General features: G+C 68.8%; 15 protein-coding genes and 1 pseudogene. 4 read left to right on the top strand and 12 right to left on the bottom strand.

Annotated elements, in window-relative coordinates; genetic code table 11:
• The 10 genes from VN378_RS05730 to serS form a co-directional block, all read right to left on the bottom strand.
• Positions 1-420 (bottom strand): squalene/phytoene synthase family protein (locus VN378_RS05730; RefSeq protein WP_325741830.1); only part of this gene is annotated, 420 nt, incomplete at its 3' end.
• On the bottom strand, positions 413-1,030 hold the full coding sequence (locus VN378_RS05725; protein WP_325741834.1) for a hypothetical protein: 618 nt from the start codon (positions 1,028-1,030) through the stop codon (positions 413-415). The genes VN378_RS05730 and VN378_RS05725, both read right to left, overlap by 8 nt.
• 121 nt (positions 1,031-1,151) lie before the next feature.
• The gene (gene secF / locus VN378_RS05720) at positions 1,152-2,123 is read right to left on the bottom strand and encodes a protein translocase subunit SecF (RefSeq protein WP_325741828.1); all 972 of its coding nucleotides are present in this window, start codon (positions 2,121-2,123) and stop codon (positions 1,152-1,154) included.
• Positions 2,123-3,721 (bottom strand): protein translocase subunit SecD, encoded by a 1,599-nt coding sequence (gene secD, locus VN378_RS05715; RefSeq protein WP_325741826.1) that lies wholly within the window; start codon positions 3,719-3,721, stop codon positions 2,123-2,125. The genes secF and secD overlap by 1 nt, the downstream gene beginning before the upstream one ends.
• Positions 3,722-3,751: 30 nt before the next feature.
• Positions 3,752-4,057, bottom strand: coding sequence for a preprotein translocase subunit YajC (yajC, locus tag VN378_RS05710; protein WP_325741832.1), 306 nt, complete (start codon positions 4,055-4,057; stop codon positions 3,752-3,754).
• A 128-nt stretch (positions 4,058-4,185) separates the two neighbouring features.
• Positions 4,186-5,298 carry a peptidoglycan DD-metalloendopeptidase family protein gene (locus VN378_RS05705; RefSeq protein ID WP_325741824.1) on the bottom strand — a complete coding sequence of 371 codons (1,113 nt, stop codon included), beginning with the start codon at positions 5,296-5,298 and terminating at the stop codon, positions 4,186-4,188.
• Positions 5,299-5,405: 107 nt separating this feature from the next.
• On the bottom strand, positions 5,406-6,050 hold the full coding sequence (locus tag VN378_RS05700) for a protein-L-isoaspartate(D-aspartate) O-methyltransferase (protein WP_325741822.1): 645 nt from the start codon (positions 6,048-6,050) through the stop codon (positions 5,406-5,408).
• A 58-nt stretch (positions 6,051-6,108) separates the two neighbouring features.
• Positions 6,109-6,897: a 5'/3'-nucleotidase SurE gene (gene surE / locus VN378_RS05695; protein ID WP_325741820.1), complete on the bottom strand. Its 789-nt coding sequence runs from the start codon at positions 6,895-6,897 to the stop codon at positions 6,109-6,111.
• A gap of 49 nt (positions 6,898-6,946) precedes the next feature.
• A complete protein-coding gene (locus tag VN378_RS05690; protein WP_325741818.1) occupies positions 6,947-7,330 on the bottom strand; it encodes a hypothetical protein in 384 nt (127 codons plus the stop codon).
• A 153-nt stretch (positions 7,331-7,483) separates the two neighbouring features.
• Positions 7,484-8,884: a serine--tRNA ligase gene (gene serS / locus VN378_RS05685; RefSeq protein WP_325741816.1), complete on the bottom strand. Its 1,401-nt coding sequence runs from the start codon at positions 8,882-8,884 to the stop codon at positions 7,484-7,486.
• A gap of 275 nt (positions 8,885-9,159) precedes the next feature.
• On the opposite strand from serS, the gene VN378_RS05680 reads away from it, so the two are divergent.
• Positions 9,160-9,708 (top strand): CDP-alcohol phosphatidyltransferase family protein, encoded by a 549-nt coding sequence (locus tag VN378_RS05680; protein ID WP_325741814.1) that lies wholly within the window; start codon positions 9,160-9,162, stop codon positions 9,706-9,708.
• 293 nt (positions 9,709-10,001) lie between these two features.
• Here the strand turns inward: VN378_RS05680 and VN378_RS05675 are convergent, their stop codons facing one another.
• The gene (locus VN378_RS05675) at positions 10,002-10,790 is read right to left on the bottom strand and encodes a thiazole synthase (RefSeq protein WP_325741812.1); all 789 of its coding nucleotides are present in this window, start codon (positions 10,788-10,790) and stop codon (positions 10,002-10,004) included.
• 142 nt (positions 10,791-10,932) lie between these two features.
• Here VN378_RS05675 and VN378_RS05670 point away from each other — a divergent pair, with 142 nt between their 5' ends.
• Positions 10,933-12,486, top strand: coding sequence for an MFS transporter (locus VN378_RS05670; RefSeq protein WP_325741810.1), 1,554 nt, complete (start codon positions 10,933-10,935; stop codon positions 12,484-12,486).
• Between the two features lie 7 nt (positions 12,487-12,493).
• Here VN378_RS05670 and thiS read toward each other — a convergent pair whose 3' ends face one another.
• Positions 12,494-12,691 carry a sulfur carrier protein ThiS gene (gene thiS / locus VN378_RS05665; protein ID WP_325741808.1) on the bottom strand — a complete coding sequence of 66 codons (198 nt, stop codon included), beginning with the start codon at positions 12,689-12,691 and terminating at the stop codon, positions 12,494-12,496.
• A 102-nt stretch (positions 12,692-12,793) separates the two neighbouring features.
• Between thiS and aroQ the strand changes: the two genes are divergently transcribed.
• Together aroQ and VN378_RS05655 are read left to right on the top strand one after the other, a co-directional pair.
• Positions 12,794-13,261: a type II 3-dehydroquinate dehydratase gene (gene aroQ / locus VN378_RS05660; RefSeq protein ID WP_325741806.1), complete on the top strand. Its 468-nt coding sequence runs from the start codon at positions 12,794-12,796 to the stop codon at positions 13,259-13,261.
• A gap of 19 nt (positions 13,262-13,280) precedes the next feature.
• Positions 13,281-13,506 (top strand): annotated as a pseudogene (locus VN378_RS05655) (acetyl-CoA carboxylase, biotin carboxyl carrier protein); the annotation flags it as partial.

The raw sequence follows: 13,506 nt of genomic DNA, 5'->3' as shown, positions 1-13,506 counted from the left end.
CTCGAACCCCGGCCCCGCCAGCACCCGCGCCGCAGTCTGCATCGGCCCGACATAGAAGGCGTCAAGATCGTGCGGTTCGCCGTGCACCCGGCCGATGTGGGCCTCGATCAGGGCGTCGAACGGGGCGCGGTCCAGCCCGTGCCGGGCGACGAGGTCGGTCAGGGCCTCCAGCACCGGATGGCCCTTGCGCGCCACCCCCCCGAACACGCCATCCATCTGCTCACGCCACCAGGCGTAACGCATCTCGGCCAGCAGCGGCTGGGTGACCCGCGTGGGGATGGCCATCAGTTCGGCCTCGAAGGCGTACAGGGCGATCAGGTCCGCGCGCAGGCCTTCGTCGGCCACAAACCGGCTGGACAGCCACCGGTCGGGATCGGCGGCGCGGACCTGATCGTCGAGACTGGGGGCCGGATCAGCCAAACAGCGTCTGGTACATCGCCATCGAGGTCAGCATCGGCAGCGACAGCAACAGGTTGATGCGGCTGGCCAGCATGGCGACCCGCGCGGCGTTCGCCTTCACGTCGTCCTCGGCCGGAACGATGCCCAGGGCGCGCTTCTGGTTCGGCCAGATGACGCCCCAGACATTGAGGAACATGACGATGGCCAGCCAGACGCCGATCCCCATCAGGGTGAAGCCCTTCTGGTCCTCGGTCAGGCCCTGGGCCAGGCCGAACGTCAGCACCTCGGCCGCATAGACGTGACCGCGGGTGAACATCACGGCCAGACCGGCCAGCACCGTCGCCAGCGCCGACCAGCGGAACCAGAACAGGGCCTCGGGCGCGATATGCTTGCCGATCGCCGGCTTCAGCTCGGCGGGGATGCTCGGCATCACCCGGATCTGGACGAAGTTGAAATAGTACAGCAGGCCGATCCACAGGATGCCCGCGGCGACATGCAGCCAGCGCAGGGCGGCCTGCCAGAAGGCCTCTCCGAACCCGCCGGACACCTGACCGAAGGCCAGGATCATCACGCCGGCGAGCACAAGGCTCAACAGGATGGTGGTGCGGAAATTCGACAGCAGCTTGCCCATGGTCAGCCCCTCCCAGAGCGTTCGGGAACCCACGGGCGCACGCCCGCGATTCGTTGAAGCGGCACCATAGACCCACGCGCCGCCGGTAAAAACCGAAAGACTGTGTGGGCTTTCGGGCGCCCTAGGGCCGGCTGGCCATTCCCAGCTTGATCGGCTTGGCGTCTTCCTTGTCGCGTCCGCCGCGCTTGACGCCCCACAGCAGGATGATCGGCGCCCCGACGTAGATGGACGAATAGGTGCCGCAGACGATCCCGAACATCAGGGCGATCGAGAATCCGAACAGGGCCGGCCCGCCGAAATAGGCCAGGGCCGCCAGCACCATCACCGCCGTAAAGCCGGTGATGATCGTCCGGGTCAGGATCTCGTTGATGGTCAGGTCGATCACCTCGCGCAAAGGCATGGTCTTGTATTTGCGCAGGTTCTCGCGAAGGCGGTCGAACACCACCACGGTGTCGTTCATCGAATAGCCGATGACCGTCAGGATGGCCGCGACCATGTTCAGGCTGAACTCCAGCCGCATCAGCACGATCAGGCCGAACACCAGGATCACGTCATGCAGCAGGCCGGCGACGGCGCCGAGGCCGAACTGCGGCTCGAACCGGAACCAGATGTAGGCGAACATCAGGGCCACGGCCGCGCCCAGGGCCAGCAGGCCCGAGGTGAACAGCTCGCCCGAGACCTTCGAGCCCACGACGCTGACGCCCGAATATTCGACCTCGCCCACGGCCGCGGTGACGGCCGACTGGACACGCTGGACCACCTGGGCCTGCGGCTCGTCGTCGGGCACCTGGAATTTGACGATGGCGCTGGCGTCGTTGTCGATCCCCTGCACCTGGACGTCGCCGAGGCCGAGGCCGTCGACGGCCTCGCGCACCTTGTCGAGCTCCAGCGTCTGGCCGGACGGCTTGCTCAGCTCCATCACGGCGCCGCCGCGGAAGTCGATGCCCAGGTTGAGGCCGGGCTTGAACACCCCGACCAGCGAGGCGATCACCAGCACGGCCGACAGCACGGCGGCGTATTTTGCGAACGCGACGAACTTCAGGTTCGTCTTGATCGGCAGGACTTTGATGAGGGGCCACCAGGACATCGCCATCACTCCGCGATCGGCAGTTTTTTGGGTTTGGCGATCTTCAGCCACAGGGCGAGTCCGACCTGGGCGACCAGAACCGCCGACAGCATGGAGGTGAACACCCCGATCGTCAGCGTCCAGGCGAAGCCGCGCACCGGACCTGCGCCGAAGATGAACATGATCAGCGCTGCGACCAGGGTCGTCAGGTTGGCGTCGACGATCGTGCCCATGGCCTTGTTGAAGCCGGCGTCCAGCGAGGCGATCACGGACCGTCCGGCCCGCGCCTCGTCGCGCATCCGCTCATAGATCAGCACGTTGGCGTCCACGGCCACGGCGAAGGTCAGGATCAGACCGGCGATGCCCGGCAGCGTCAGCGTCGCCTGGGTGAAGGACATGGCGGCGATGATCAGCAGGCCGTTCAGCAGCAGGCCGATCACCGAGATGCCGCCGAAGACAAGGCCGTAGGTCAGCAGCATGAACGCCACGATGATGGCGAAGCCGATCATGGTCGACAGCTTGCCGGCGGCCACGGCGTCGGCGCCCAGTTCGGCGGTCACGGTCCGGCGCTCCTCGACGTTCAGCGGGGCCGGCAGGGCGCCGCCGTTCAGCAGGTTCACCATCTCGGAGGCCTCCTGGATGGTGTAGCTGCCCTCGATGATGCCCGAGCCGCCGGTGATGGCGGTGCGGATGGTCGGGGCCGAGATCACCTTGCCGTCCAGGATGATGGCGAAGGGCTTGCCGATATTGGCGGCGGTGGCCTCGCTGAAGCGGCGCGCGCCGGCGCCGTCGAAGCGGAAGCCGATGGCGGTCTGGTTGTTCTGGTCCGCCGTCACCTCGGCCTTGGTCAGGTTCTCGCCCGAGACCAGCACCCGGCGCTTGACCAGGTAGAAGGCCGGCCCGCCCGGCTCGGCGCCGGGGATCAGTTCGGAGTCCGGCGGCACGGCGCCGGCCTGGGCCTCGGCCACCGAATTCTCGACATCGACCATCTGGAAGGTCAGCTGCGCCGTCTGGCCGATGACGCGTTCCAGCTGGGCCGGATCGCTCTCGCCGGGGGCCTGGACCACGATGCGGTCGGCGCCCTGACGGGTGATCGAGGGTTCGCGAGTGCCCAGGCTGTCGATCCGGCGGCGCACCACCTCGATCGACTGGGTCACGGCGTCCGAACCCATGGAGGCCAGCGCGGCGTCGGTGAACGCGTAACGGATGCGGTTGTCGCCCAGCCGCTGCACCGACCGGTCGGCGACGCCGCTGGCGCCGCCGCTGACCAGGGCCCGCATCGACTGCAGGGCCAGGTCCATCTGGGTCGGGTCGGCCAGGGTGACGACCACGCCGGACTCTTCCCGCCCGATGCTGGTCACGCCGACGCGCGCCTCGGCCAGAACCGTGCGGGCGTCCTCGCCCAGGTTGGTCAGGCGCTTCTCGCGCATGGCCGGCACGTCGACTTCCAGCAGCAGGTACGATCCGCCCTGCAGGTCCAGTCCCAGGTTCAGCCCGCTCGTGGGCAACCAGCCCGGCAGGGCCTCGCGCTGGGCGGACGTCAGCAGGTTCGGATAGCTGAACAGCAGCCCGAACAGCAGGGACAGGACAAGAAGGACGACCTTCCAGCGCGACAGATGGATCATGCGGGCGTCCCCGACCTTTTCAGAACGGCGTCAGGACTTGGCGATGGTCTTGGTGTCGTTGGCGGCGATCGCCGTGCGGTCGCGCACCTGGGTGATCATCTGCTTGACCACGGCGACGTTCACGCCCTGGGCGATCTCGACCATGGCCTGGTCGGCCTCGACGCGTGTGACCTTGCCGATCATGCCGTTCGACAGCACCACCGTGTCGCCGCGCTTGAGGCCGGCGACCAGCGCCTGATGGGCCTTCATCTGCTTCTGCTGCGGGCGGATCATCATGAAGTAGAATAGGATGATCACGGGGACGAAGAAGATCAGGGTGCCGAACGGCCCCGCCATAAGTTCCGCCACGATAGTCTCCGCAAACGTCTGGAGCCGCTCGACGCGGCCCTTGAAAATGAGGCGCGGAAACTAGGGTGCGCCGTCGCACAATGCAACGCGACGTGTGGTTCCCGCGTCGCTTTGCGTTATCGCGGCAACACGGTCAGCGGATCGACGGCGTTCGGCTCGAGCCCGCGCATGCGCCAGGTCTCGAAATGCACCGAGGGCCGCCCGTCGCCGGCGGTCGTGCCGACCGTGCCGATCTGCTGGCCGGCCGTGACACGATCGCCGTCGCGCACCACGGTCGAGCCGAGATGGCCGTAGACGGTCCGCCAGCCGCCGGGGTGCGCCACCAGCACCGTCAGCCCCTGCCCCGCCAGGTCGTCGCCGACATAGGCCACCTCGCCGGCGGCGGCGGCGCGCACCTCGGTCCCGGCGGCGGCGCCGATGTTCACGCCGTTATTACGCTCGCCCATGCCGACCGGACCGAAGCGCCGCAGGATGTCGCCGCGCACCGGCCAGTCCAGGCTCACCGTCGAGGCGGCCGGAGCCGGGCTCACGGGCCCCGCGGTCGCCGCCGGTTCGCGCGGCGGCGGCGGCAGGGCCGCATTGCCCGAGGGCGGCGGGGGCGGCGGCGGCGGCGGCGTCCCGGCCTCGGGCACATAGACGCCCGCCGGCGAAGGTCCCGTCGCATAGGGATCGCCGCCGATGTCGACCGCGGTGGACGGCAGGATCAGCCTCTGGCCCGGGGTGATGGCCGCCCGCGGTCCGAGGGCGTTGAGGTCGATCAGGTTCTGCACCGGCGTCTGGAAGCGCCGCCCGATGCCCGAGATCGTGTCCCCGGGCTGGATCTCATAGACGGCGCCCGCCTCGACGGCGGCCGCGCCGGCCCGCGGCGGCGGCGGCGTGCTGAAGCCCTCGGAGGCGGGACCGGCCGCCGGCGTCGGGCCTTCCGCATAGGCGCGCGGCGCGGTGTTGACCGGAGCGGACAGGACCCCGCCCTCGATCGCCTCGACCGGCGCGGGACGCGGCGGCGGGACCTCGTCGGCGGGATTAGTCGCCCCGCGCACGCCCTCTCCGCTCGGCGCCGGAACGGTCGACAGCGGCGGGATCGTCGAGGCCGGCGCGCGCGACGGCGGGGGCGCCGATCCGTCGGCGTGGATCGAATAGCGCGGCTCGGCCGGATAGCTGGCGCAGGCGGCCAGCGTCATCATCCCGCCGAGCACCGCCAGAACCCTGATCCCGAATCGAATGGTCATGCCGTCTTCCGCCCCTCGGTCTTCATTTCCGCCGTCGCCGCCAACCAACCCGTCAAACCGCGCCAAAGTTGGGCGCGAAGGTTAACGGCCGGCGATCCGGATTCACCCTAACCCTCTCTGGCCGTCCCCTCGACCAGCGGCACGAACCGCACCTCGCTGAGGCTCTCACGCCGGAACGAGCCGTCGGGCTGGCCGACATAGCGGTGCAGCACCTGCACCGAGCTGCGCCCCACCGGACAGACCAGGATCCCCCCCGGCTTCAGCTGGTGCAGCAGCTCGGTCGGCTCGCCCGGCGCCGCGGCCGTGACCATGATCCGGTCGAAGGGCGCCTGTTCGGGCCACCCCAGATTGCCGTCGCCGTGCCGGGTGATCACATTGTCGATCTTCAGCTCCTTCAGCCGCGCCTCGGCCTCGGTCAGCAGGCTGCGGTACCGCTCGATGGAATAGACATAGCGCGCCAGCCGGCTCAGCACCGCGGCCTGGTAGCCGCTGCCGGTGCCGATCTCCAGCACCCGGTGGCGAGGCTGCACGTCCAGCGCCTGGGTCATCAGGCCGACGATATAGGGCTGGCTGATGGTCTGGGCGCAGTCGATCGGCAGGGCCTGGTCCTCCCACGCCTGATCGAGGAATTTCTCGTGCACGAAGACAGCGCGGTCGATCGATTCCATGGCCCCCAGCACGCGCGGGTCCGTGACCCCCTGCTGGCGAAGGCCGAGGATCAAACGTCCGGCGCGGTCGTCGTTGAGTTTCATCACGGAACCCCGACAGAGCCCTTCCCCTCGAGGGGAAGGGGAGATGTCATCGCCGCCCTCATGCGACCATCCCCTTCGGCGGCGCCCCGCCCAGCACGCCCTTCAGATCGTGGATGCTCGGCGCATGCGTCAGGTCGATGTGCAGCGGCGTGACCGAGATCTTCCCCTCGTCCATGGCCCGCAGGTCCGTGCCCGGCGGATGGTCGTGCTTGGTTCCGCGGAAACTCATCCAGTAGTAGTCGCGCCCCCTCAGGTCGGTGCGCTTGACCGCGTGCATCTCGCCGATGTCCCGGAACCCCTGTCGCGTCACCTCGACCTCGGTGACCTCCGCCGGGGCGCGGTTGGGGAAGTTCAGGTTCATCACCACCCCGTCCTGCCACGGCTGGGCCAGCAGGCGCGAGATGATGGCCGGCGCATAGGCCTCCGCCGTCTCCCAGTGCGCCGTCACCTCGTCGTGGAACCGCTCCAGCGATTGGCTCAGGGCGATGGAGCGGATGCCGAAGGCCATGCCCTGAAGCGCGCCCGCCACCGTGCCCGAATAGGAGCAGTCCTCGCCGACGTTATGCCCCCGGTTGACCCCCGACAGCACCAGATCGGGCCGCTCCGGCATCAGGTCGTTGACCGCCAGCACGACGCAGTCCGTCGGCGTCCCCGTCACCGCGAACCGCTTCTCACCCATGCGGTTGACCCGCAGCGGCTCGGTCAGGGTGATCCCCCGCCCCTTGCCCGACTGCTCGACCTGGGGCGCGCAGATCCAGATGTCGTCCGACAGGGTGCGGGCGATGCGTTCAAGGCATTCCAGCCCTTCGGCGTCGACGCCGTCGTCGTTTGTCAGAAGAATGCGCATGCCGCCCGCGCTCTTGCAGCGCGCCGGCCCGTCGCGCAACCGCCTTGTGTCAGTTGGCGGGCCGGATATCGTCGGCCAGGATCACGAATGTTTCGCCGCAGTCGTTGCGGATATCGGAGCGCGCGTACTCGATCCGGCCGTTCACGGCCTCGCTCCAGGCGACGGTCCGGCCGGTGATCCGCACCTTCTGACCCCGCAGATCGCCCATCGCCTGGATCATCTCGTCCCGCGACGCCGCGCCCGATACGCAGGGCCGTGAGAAGGGCTGCAGCACCTGGTCCTCGTCGCCGTACAGCTGGAACTCCCCGTTCGAGAACCGCACCCAGCCGGTGAACGCGGTGTCGCCCGCGGCGTGGGTGAAGGTGTTGGACGAGGGGCCGGTGGCGCAAGCGCTGAGGGTCAGGGCAGATGCAATGATCAGTGCCGATTTCATCATGGACTCCCTTACTCCGATCATCCCGGCGAAAGCCGGGACCCAGTCCTTTGGGCTATCCGGCGCCGACTGTCTCTCGCCGCCGCTGATCCCAACACCAATGCCTCACGAAAGCACTGGGTCCCGGCTTTCGCCGGGATGCACGGAGGAGTGTCAGCCGCCAACGTGCGTCACCCCGCCCATATAGGGCAGCAGAGCCTCGGGCACCGCGATCCGTCCATCGCCGTCCTGATAATTTTCCATGACGGCCACCAGCGTGCGCCCGACCGCCAGGCCGCTGCCATTCAGCGTGTGCACGAACTCGGTCTTCTTCTCGCCGTCGCGCTTGAACCGCGCGTCCATCCGCCGGGCCTGGAAGTCCCCGCAGTTCGAGCAGCTCGAGATCTCGCGATACGTCCCCTGCGACGGCAGCCACACCTCCAGATCGAAGGTCTTCCTCGCCGAAAAGCCCATGTCGCCCTTGCACAGCAGCATCCGCCGGTAGGGCAGGCCCAGCTTCTCCAGCACCGCCTCGGCGCAGCGCACCATCCGCTCGTGCTCGGCCTCGGAGTCCTCGGGTCTGGCGATCGAGACCATCTCCACCTTGTGGAACTGGTGCTGCCGGATCAGCCCGCGCGTATCCCGCCCCGCCGACCCCGCCTCGGCCCGGAAACAGGGCGTCAGGGCGGTGAAGCGGATGGGCGTGGCCAGCTCGCTCTCGGGCAGGATTTGCTCGCGGACGAGATTGGTGAGGGAGACTTCGGCGGTGGGGATGAGGTAGCGGGGATTCAGCGCCTCACGCACGTTGGCCATGAAGTAAAATACATCACCCCTCGCGTACCGCTCGAACCCTTCGTTGATCTGATCCGAGATGGCCGCGAAAGCCGCTTCGAAGTCTCCGGTCTTGAAAAGGTCCTCCTCGAACTTCGGCAACTGCCCCGTCCCGAACATCGCCTCGTCGCGCACCAGATACGGCGGATTGACCTCCAGATAGCCGTGCTCGTTCGTCTGCACGTCCAGCATGAACTGGCCGATGGCGCGTTCCAGCCGCGCCAGCCCGCCCTTCAGCACCGCGAACCGCGACCCCGACATCCTCGCCGCCGCCTCGAAGTCCAGCAGGCCCATGGCCTCGCCCAGATCGGCGTGATCCTTGGCCGGGCCGCCTTCGCGGGGCCTGCCCCACGGCTGGCCGACCAGCACGTTTCCGCTCTCGTCCTCGCCGTCCGGCACATCGTCCGCCGCGAGGCTCTTCTGCGCCGCCAGCAGGTCGCGCAAGGCCTTGCCGACCTCGGCCTCGGTCTTCTCGGCCGCTGCGATCTCGCCCTTCAGGCTCTCGACCTCGCCCTTCAGCCGCTCGGCCTCGGCCATGTCCTTCTTGGCCATCGCCGCGCCGATCAGCTTCGACGCCGCATTGCGCCTGGCCAGCGCCTCCTGCCCCGTCGTCTGGGCGGCGCGCAGGTCTTCGTCCAGCCGCAGTATCTCGGCCACCAGCGCCTCCGCCCCCTCCACCCCGCGCGACGACCAGCCGCTGACGAAGGCGGCGGGATTGTCTCGAAGGGCGCGAATGTCGTGCATGGTCGGTCTCTCGGGAAGGAAGCGATGCTCTAGCCGACTCCCTGCCCCAATGGGAGAGGTCTTGAGCGCACCGCGGCGCCTCCCGTCTCCTCCCCATCGCAAATGGGGAGGGGGACCGCGAAGCGGTGGAGGGGCGCCGACCGCGCACGCCGGCCCCAGCCCCTCCGTCTCGTCGGCTGCGCCTCCGATCCACCTCCCCATTCGCTTCGCGAACAGGGAGGAGACCCGCAACGATCCGGCTTTCCCCAAACCCGCCACACGCTATCCTCCCCTTCATGCACCCCCGCCTGCCCTGGCTCCTCGTCCTGTTCCGCATCGCCGCCGGTCCGGCGATGATCGCCCTCGCCTTCAGCCGTCAGGGGGCCGCCTGCGCCGTCATCCTGTCCCTCGGCGTCCTGTCCGACATCTTCGACGGAATCATCGCCCGCCGCCTCGGCGTCGCCACGCCCGCGCTCAGGACATGGGACAGCCGCGCCGACGTCGCCTTCTGGCTGTCCGCCGTCATCGCCGTCGCGGTCCTGCGTCCCGAACTGGTCCCGTCGCTATGGCCGGCCGCCGCCGTCATCACCGCCCTCGAAATCGCCAACCACGTCTTCAGCTTCGCCAAATTCCGCCGCGAAGCCTCGCCGCACCACTATCTGTCCAAGGCCTTCGGATTGGGCCTGTGGCTGCTCTTCGGCCTCGCCTTCGCCACCGGCCGGCCGGGCGCGGTGCTCTGGTTCGTCCTCGGCCTCGGCGTCGCCTCCCAGTTGGAGGCCTTCGCCATCACCCTGCGTCTCAAGGCATGGCGTTGCGACGTGCCCACGGTCTTCAGCCTGCGCTGAGGACCGTCAGGACCGCTGTCGGGAATGAGGACTCTCGCCCCCTCCGAATGGGGACTCTCGAAACATTTTTCCGCCCTTCCCGCCCCTCGATCCCGCGTCCAGAGCCCCGCGAAGCCCGCCTGCGTCCGCTTCTGACGCACCGCCGTGCACAATGGATCAAACCCCCACGGGGACAGGTCTTTGACAGCACCAAGCCTCCGCCGGCGCCGCCTCAGGCCCCGGTGTCCGCGACCCCGTCGACCGGTCCCTTCGTCATGACGAATTTTTTCCGGGAAGATCGGGACTCCCGCCCCTCAGATCAGCCCGCTCAACGGCGAACTGGCGCTCGCATACATCCGGCGCGGCATCCGTCCGGCCAGATAGCCCTGCCGCCCGGCGATCACCGCATGCTTCATCGCCGACGCCATCAGGATCGGATCGGTCGCCCCGGCGATGGCCGTGTTCATCAGCACCGCGTCGCAGCCCAGCTCCATGGCCAGGGTGGCGTCGGACGGCGTGCCCACGCCCGCATCCACCAGCACCGGCACCTTCGCCTGTTCGACGATCAGCCGGATGTTGACCCGGTTCTGGATGCCGAGACCCGAGCCGATCGGCGCCGCCGCCGGCATGATGGCGGCGGCCCCCGCCTCCTCCAGCCGCTTCGCCATGACCACGTCGTCGGTGCAATAGACCATGACCTGGAAGCCGTCCTTGATCAGCAGCTCCAGCGCCCGCAGCGTCTCGATCATGTCCGGATACAGGTGGGCCGTGTCCGACAGCACCTCCAGCTTGACCAGATCCCAGCCGCCCGCCTCGCGCGCCAGCCGCAGGGTCCGCACCGCGTCCTCGCCGGTGAAACAGCCGGCGGTGTTGGGCAGGAAGGTGAACCGGTCGGGCTTCACATAGTCGACCAGCATCGGCTGACCCGGATCGGTCAGGTTCACCCGCCGCACCGCCACGGTCACGATCTCCGCCCCCGCCGCCTCGGCCGCGTCGGCGTTCTCCTGATAGGTTTTGTACTTGCCGGTGCCGACGATCAGCCGGCTGCTGAAGGTCCGGCCGGCGACGGTCCAGGTGTCGGGCGTGTCTTGGAAGGCGGTCATGCGGCTCCTCTACCCCCGGACAGCCGCGGGGCGAAGAGGCCGATCGCCGCGCCCCGATATTTCGTTGTAGGACCGCCCCTCGACGGCCCGACAGCCCGACGCTAGATCAGAAGGTCCGGCCCGGCCGGACCGGGGGCGAAACTTGACCATCTCGAAGATCTTCGGCGACCGCCGCCACGCATGGGCCTTCTGGCTCGGCTGCCTCGTCGTCACCGCGGGGGTCGCCCTGCACCTGCCCATGTACTGGATGGGCCGCCATATGGGTTTCCGCCTCGTCGGCATGCCGATGGACGCCGGGATGATGTGGGGCATGGCCCTGATCATCGTCGGCATCGGCCTGACGGCCTTCGGCCTGCTGCCGGCCCACAAGGGAGACCAGACCCCGCTCGAGGTCCTCGCTCCGCCCGAGGACGCGCCGCTGACGGGGGCGCACTGGGGCATGTGCGCCCTGCTCTCCGTCGCCCTGATCGTCGACATCATGAAGCCGGCCAGCCTCGGCTTCGTCACGCCCGGCATGCGCGAGGAATACGGCCTCTCCGGCGCCCTCGTCGCCGTACTGCCCTTCGCCGCGCTCACCGGCACCGTGGTCGGCTCCTTCGTCTGGGGCTGGCTGGCCGACATCTACGGCCGCAGGGCCTCGATCCTGTTGTCGTCCGTGATGTTCGTCGGCACCTCGATCTGCGGCGCCATGCCGGACTTCTGGTGGAACGTCGGCATGTGTTTCCTGATGGGCGCCGCCGCCGGGGGCATGCTGCCGGTGGCCTACGCCCTGCTGGCCGAGATCATGCCGACGAAGCACCGCGGCTGGGCGCTCGTGCTGGTCGGCGGCATCGGGGCCGTCGGCGGCTATTTCGCCGCCAGCGCCCTGTCGGCCTGGCTGCAGCCCGACTGGGGCTGGCGGATCATGTGGTTCCTGAACCTGCCCACCGGCCTGATCCTGATCGCCCTCAGTCCGCTGCTGCCGGAATCAGCCCGCTTCCTCCAGCACGTCGGCCGCGGCGAGGAAGCCCGCGCCATGCTCGCCCGCTTCGGCTCCCGGGTCCGGGCCGTCGCGGCGGGGCCCATCGAGGAAAGCCATTCCCACCTGCCGCCGGTGGATCGCCGCCACCTGGCCGTCACCATCGCCCTGACCCTTGCCGCCCTGGCCTGGGGTCTGGTCAATTTCGGCGTCCTGCTCTGGCTGCCCAGCGCCCTGGTCGCCGAGGGCCGCAGCGTGGAGGCCGCCTCGGCCCTGATCGCCAGATCGACCCTGATCGCCGCACCGACCATCCTGCTGTCAGTCTGGCTCTACAGCGCCTGGAGCACGAAGGGCGCCCTGGCCCTGATGCTGGGCGTCACGGCCGCCGGCCTGTTCGGCCTGCTGTTGCGCAGCATGGGCGTCGGGTTGCTCGCCAATCCGGTCGCTCCGCTGGCGCTGCTGATCGTCGGCTCCAGCGGCGTCATCGCGATCATCCTGCCCTATACGGCGGAGAACTATCCGCTCCGCATCCGCGGCCGGGCCACGGGCTGGATCGCAGGCTGCAGCAAGCTGGGCGGTCTGGCGGCCCAGGGACTGAGCGTCCTTGCGATTGCGCCTCCGCTCGGAGCCGCCGCCGCCGCGGTGGGCGGCCTTGCCGTCGTCTCCCTCGCCCTGATCGCAGCGGTGGGCCGCGAGACCCGGGGCCGCGACCTCCGCGATCTGGAGGATCCCCGCTGAAAGCGGTTCACCCGCCTCCGACGAACTGGACCACCTCGATACGGTCTCCTTCGGCGATCGACGTGCCGGCGTGCAGCGACCGGGGCACGATCTCCAGATTGCGCTCGACCGCCACCTTGCGGACGTCCAGTCCCAGTTCCTCGACCAGGGCCAGAATCGTGGCGGCCGCGACTTCCCGGTGTTCGCCATTGACCTCGATACGCATGACGCTACGTCAATCTCTCGCGGCGGGCGGTTTGATTACCGCCACGCCTCAGCTAAAAGGCCGCTCCGAATCCGCGCGGCCGGATGTCATAACCTCGAGCGAATGCCCGATACCCCCGTCCTCTACGTCCTGAACGGCCCGAACCTCAACCTGCTTGGGGTGCGCGAGCCGGACATCTATGGGCGCGAAACCCTCGAAGACGTGCGCGCCCTGTGCGAGCGGGCCGCCGGCGACGCCGCCTTGGTCTTTCGCCAGTCCAACCACGAGGGCGAACTGATCGACTGGATTCACGAGGCGCGCGACAAGGCCTCCGCCCTGGTGCTCAACCCCGCCGGCTACGGCCACACCTCGGTCGCCCTGCTGGACGCCCTGAAGACGCTGACGATCCCGATCGTCGAATGCCATCTCTCCAATCCGGCGGCGCGCGAGCGCTTCCGCCATCGCTCCTATGTCTCGCCGGTCGCGGCGGGCGTGGTTTCCGGCTTCGGCCCATTCAGCTACGAACTGGCCGTCAAGGCTGCTCTGAAGCTGGCGCAGGAACGCGCCGGCTCCGCAGGCCGTTCGGTTTAAAGGACAACAAGAGGCTCCCATGGCCGAATCCAAAACGCCCGCTCCCAAGCTCAAGAACGATGCCGAGATCGACACCACCCTGGTGCGGTCGCTGGCCGACATCCTCAACGACACCGATCTGACCGAAATCGAGGTCGAACGCGGCGAGCTGCGCATCCGGGTCGCCCGGGAGGTCACCATGGCCGCACCGGTGCAGTACGCCGCCGCTCCGGCCCCGGCGGCCCATGCCCCCGCCCCTGCCGCGC

This window comes from Brevundimonas sp. (assembly GCF_035561115.1).
GTDB lineage: Bacteria > Pseudomonadota > Alphaproteobacteria > Caulobacterales > Caulobacteraceae > Brevundimonas.
The sequence above is the reverse complement of the archived record's forward strand: the minus strand, read 5'-3'. Positions and strand labels throughout refer to the sequence as shown.

Excerpts from the sequence above, each read along its gene's own strand:
- VN378_RS05675 (WP_325741812.1), bottom strand. The coding sequence starts at position 10,790 with ATGACCGCCTTCCAAGACACGCCCGACACCTGGACCGTCGCCGGCCGG.
- surE (WP_325741820.1), bottom strand. The coding sequence starts at position 6,897 with ATGCGCATTCTTCTGACAAACGACGACGGCGTCGACGCCGAAGGGCTG.
- secD (WP_325741826.1), bottom strand. The coding sequence starts at position 3,721 with ATGATCCATCTGTCGCGCTGGAAGGTCGTCCTTCTTGTCCTGTCCCTG.
- VN378_RS05700 (WP_325741822.1), bottom strand. The coding sequence starts at position 6,050 with ATGAAACTCAACGACGACCGCGCCGGACGTTTGATCCTCGGCCTTCGC.
- serS (WP_325741816.1), bottom strand. The coding sequence starts at position 8,884 with ATGCACGACATTCGCGCCCTTCGAGACAATCCCGCCGCCTTCGTCAGC.
- VN378_RS05705 (WP_325741824.1), bottom strand. The coding sequence starts at position 5,298 with ATGACCATTCGATTCGGGATCAGGGTTCTGGCGGTGCTCGGCGGGATG.
- thiS (WP_325741808.1), bottom strand. The coding sequence starts at position 12,691 with ATGCGTATCGAGGTCAATGGCGAACACCGGGAAGTCGCGGCCGCCACG.
- VN378_RS05725 (WP_325741834.1), bottom strand. The coding sequence starts at position 1,030 with ATGGGCAAGCTGCTGTCGAATTTCCGCACCACCATCCTGTTGAGCCTT.
- aroQ (WP_325741806.1), top strand. The coding sequence starts at position 12,794 with ATGCCCGATACCCCCGTCCTCTACGTCCTGAACGGCCCGAACCTCAAC.
- VN378_RS05690 (WP_325741818.1), bottom strand. The coding sequence starts at position 7,330 with ATGAAATCGGCACTGATCATTGCATCTGCCCTGACCCTCAGCGCTTGC.
- VN378_RS05680 (WP_325741814.1), top strand. The coding sequence starts at position 9,160 with ATGCACCCCCGCCTGCCCTGGCTCCTCGTCCTGTTCCGCATCGCCGCC.
- yajC (WP_325741832.1), bottom strand. The coding sequence starts at position 4,057 with ATGGCGGGGCCGTTCGGCACCCTGATCTTCTTCGTCCCCGTGATCATC.
- secF (WP_325741828.1), bottom strand. The coding sequence starts at position 2,123 with ATGGCGATGTCCTGGTGGCCCCTCATCAAAGTCCTGCCGATCAAGACG.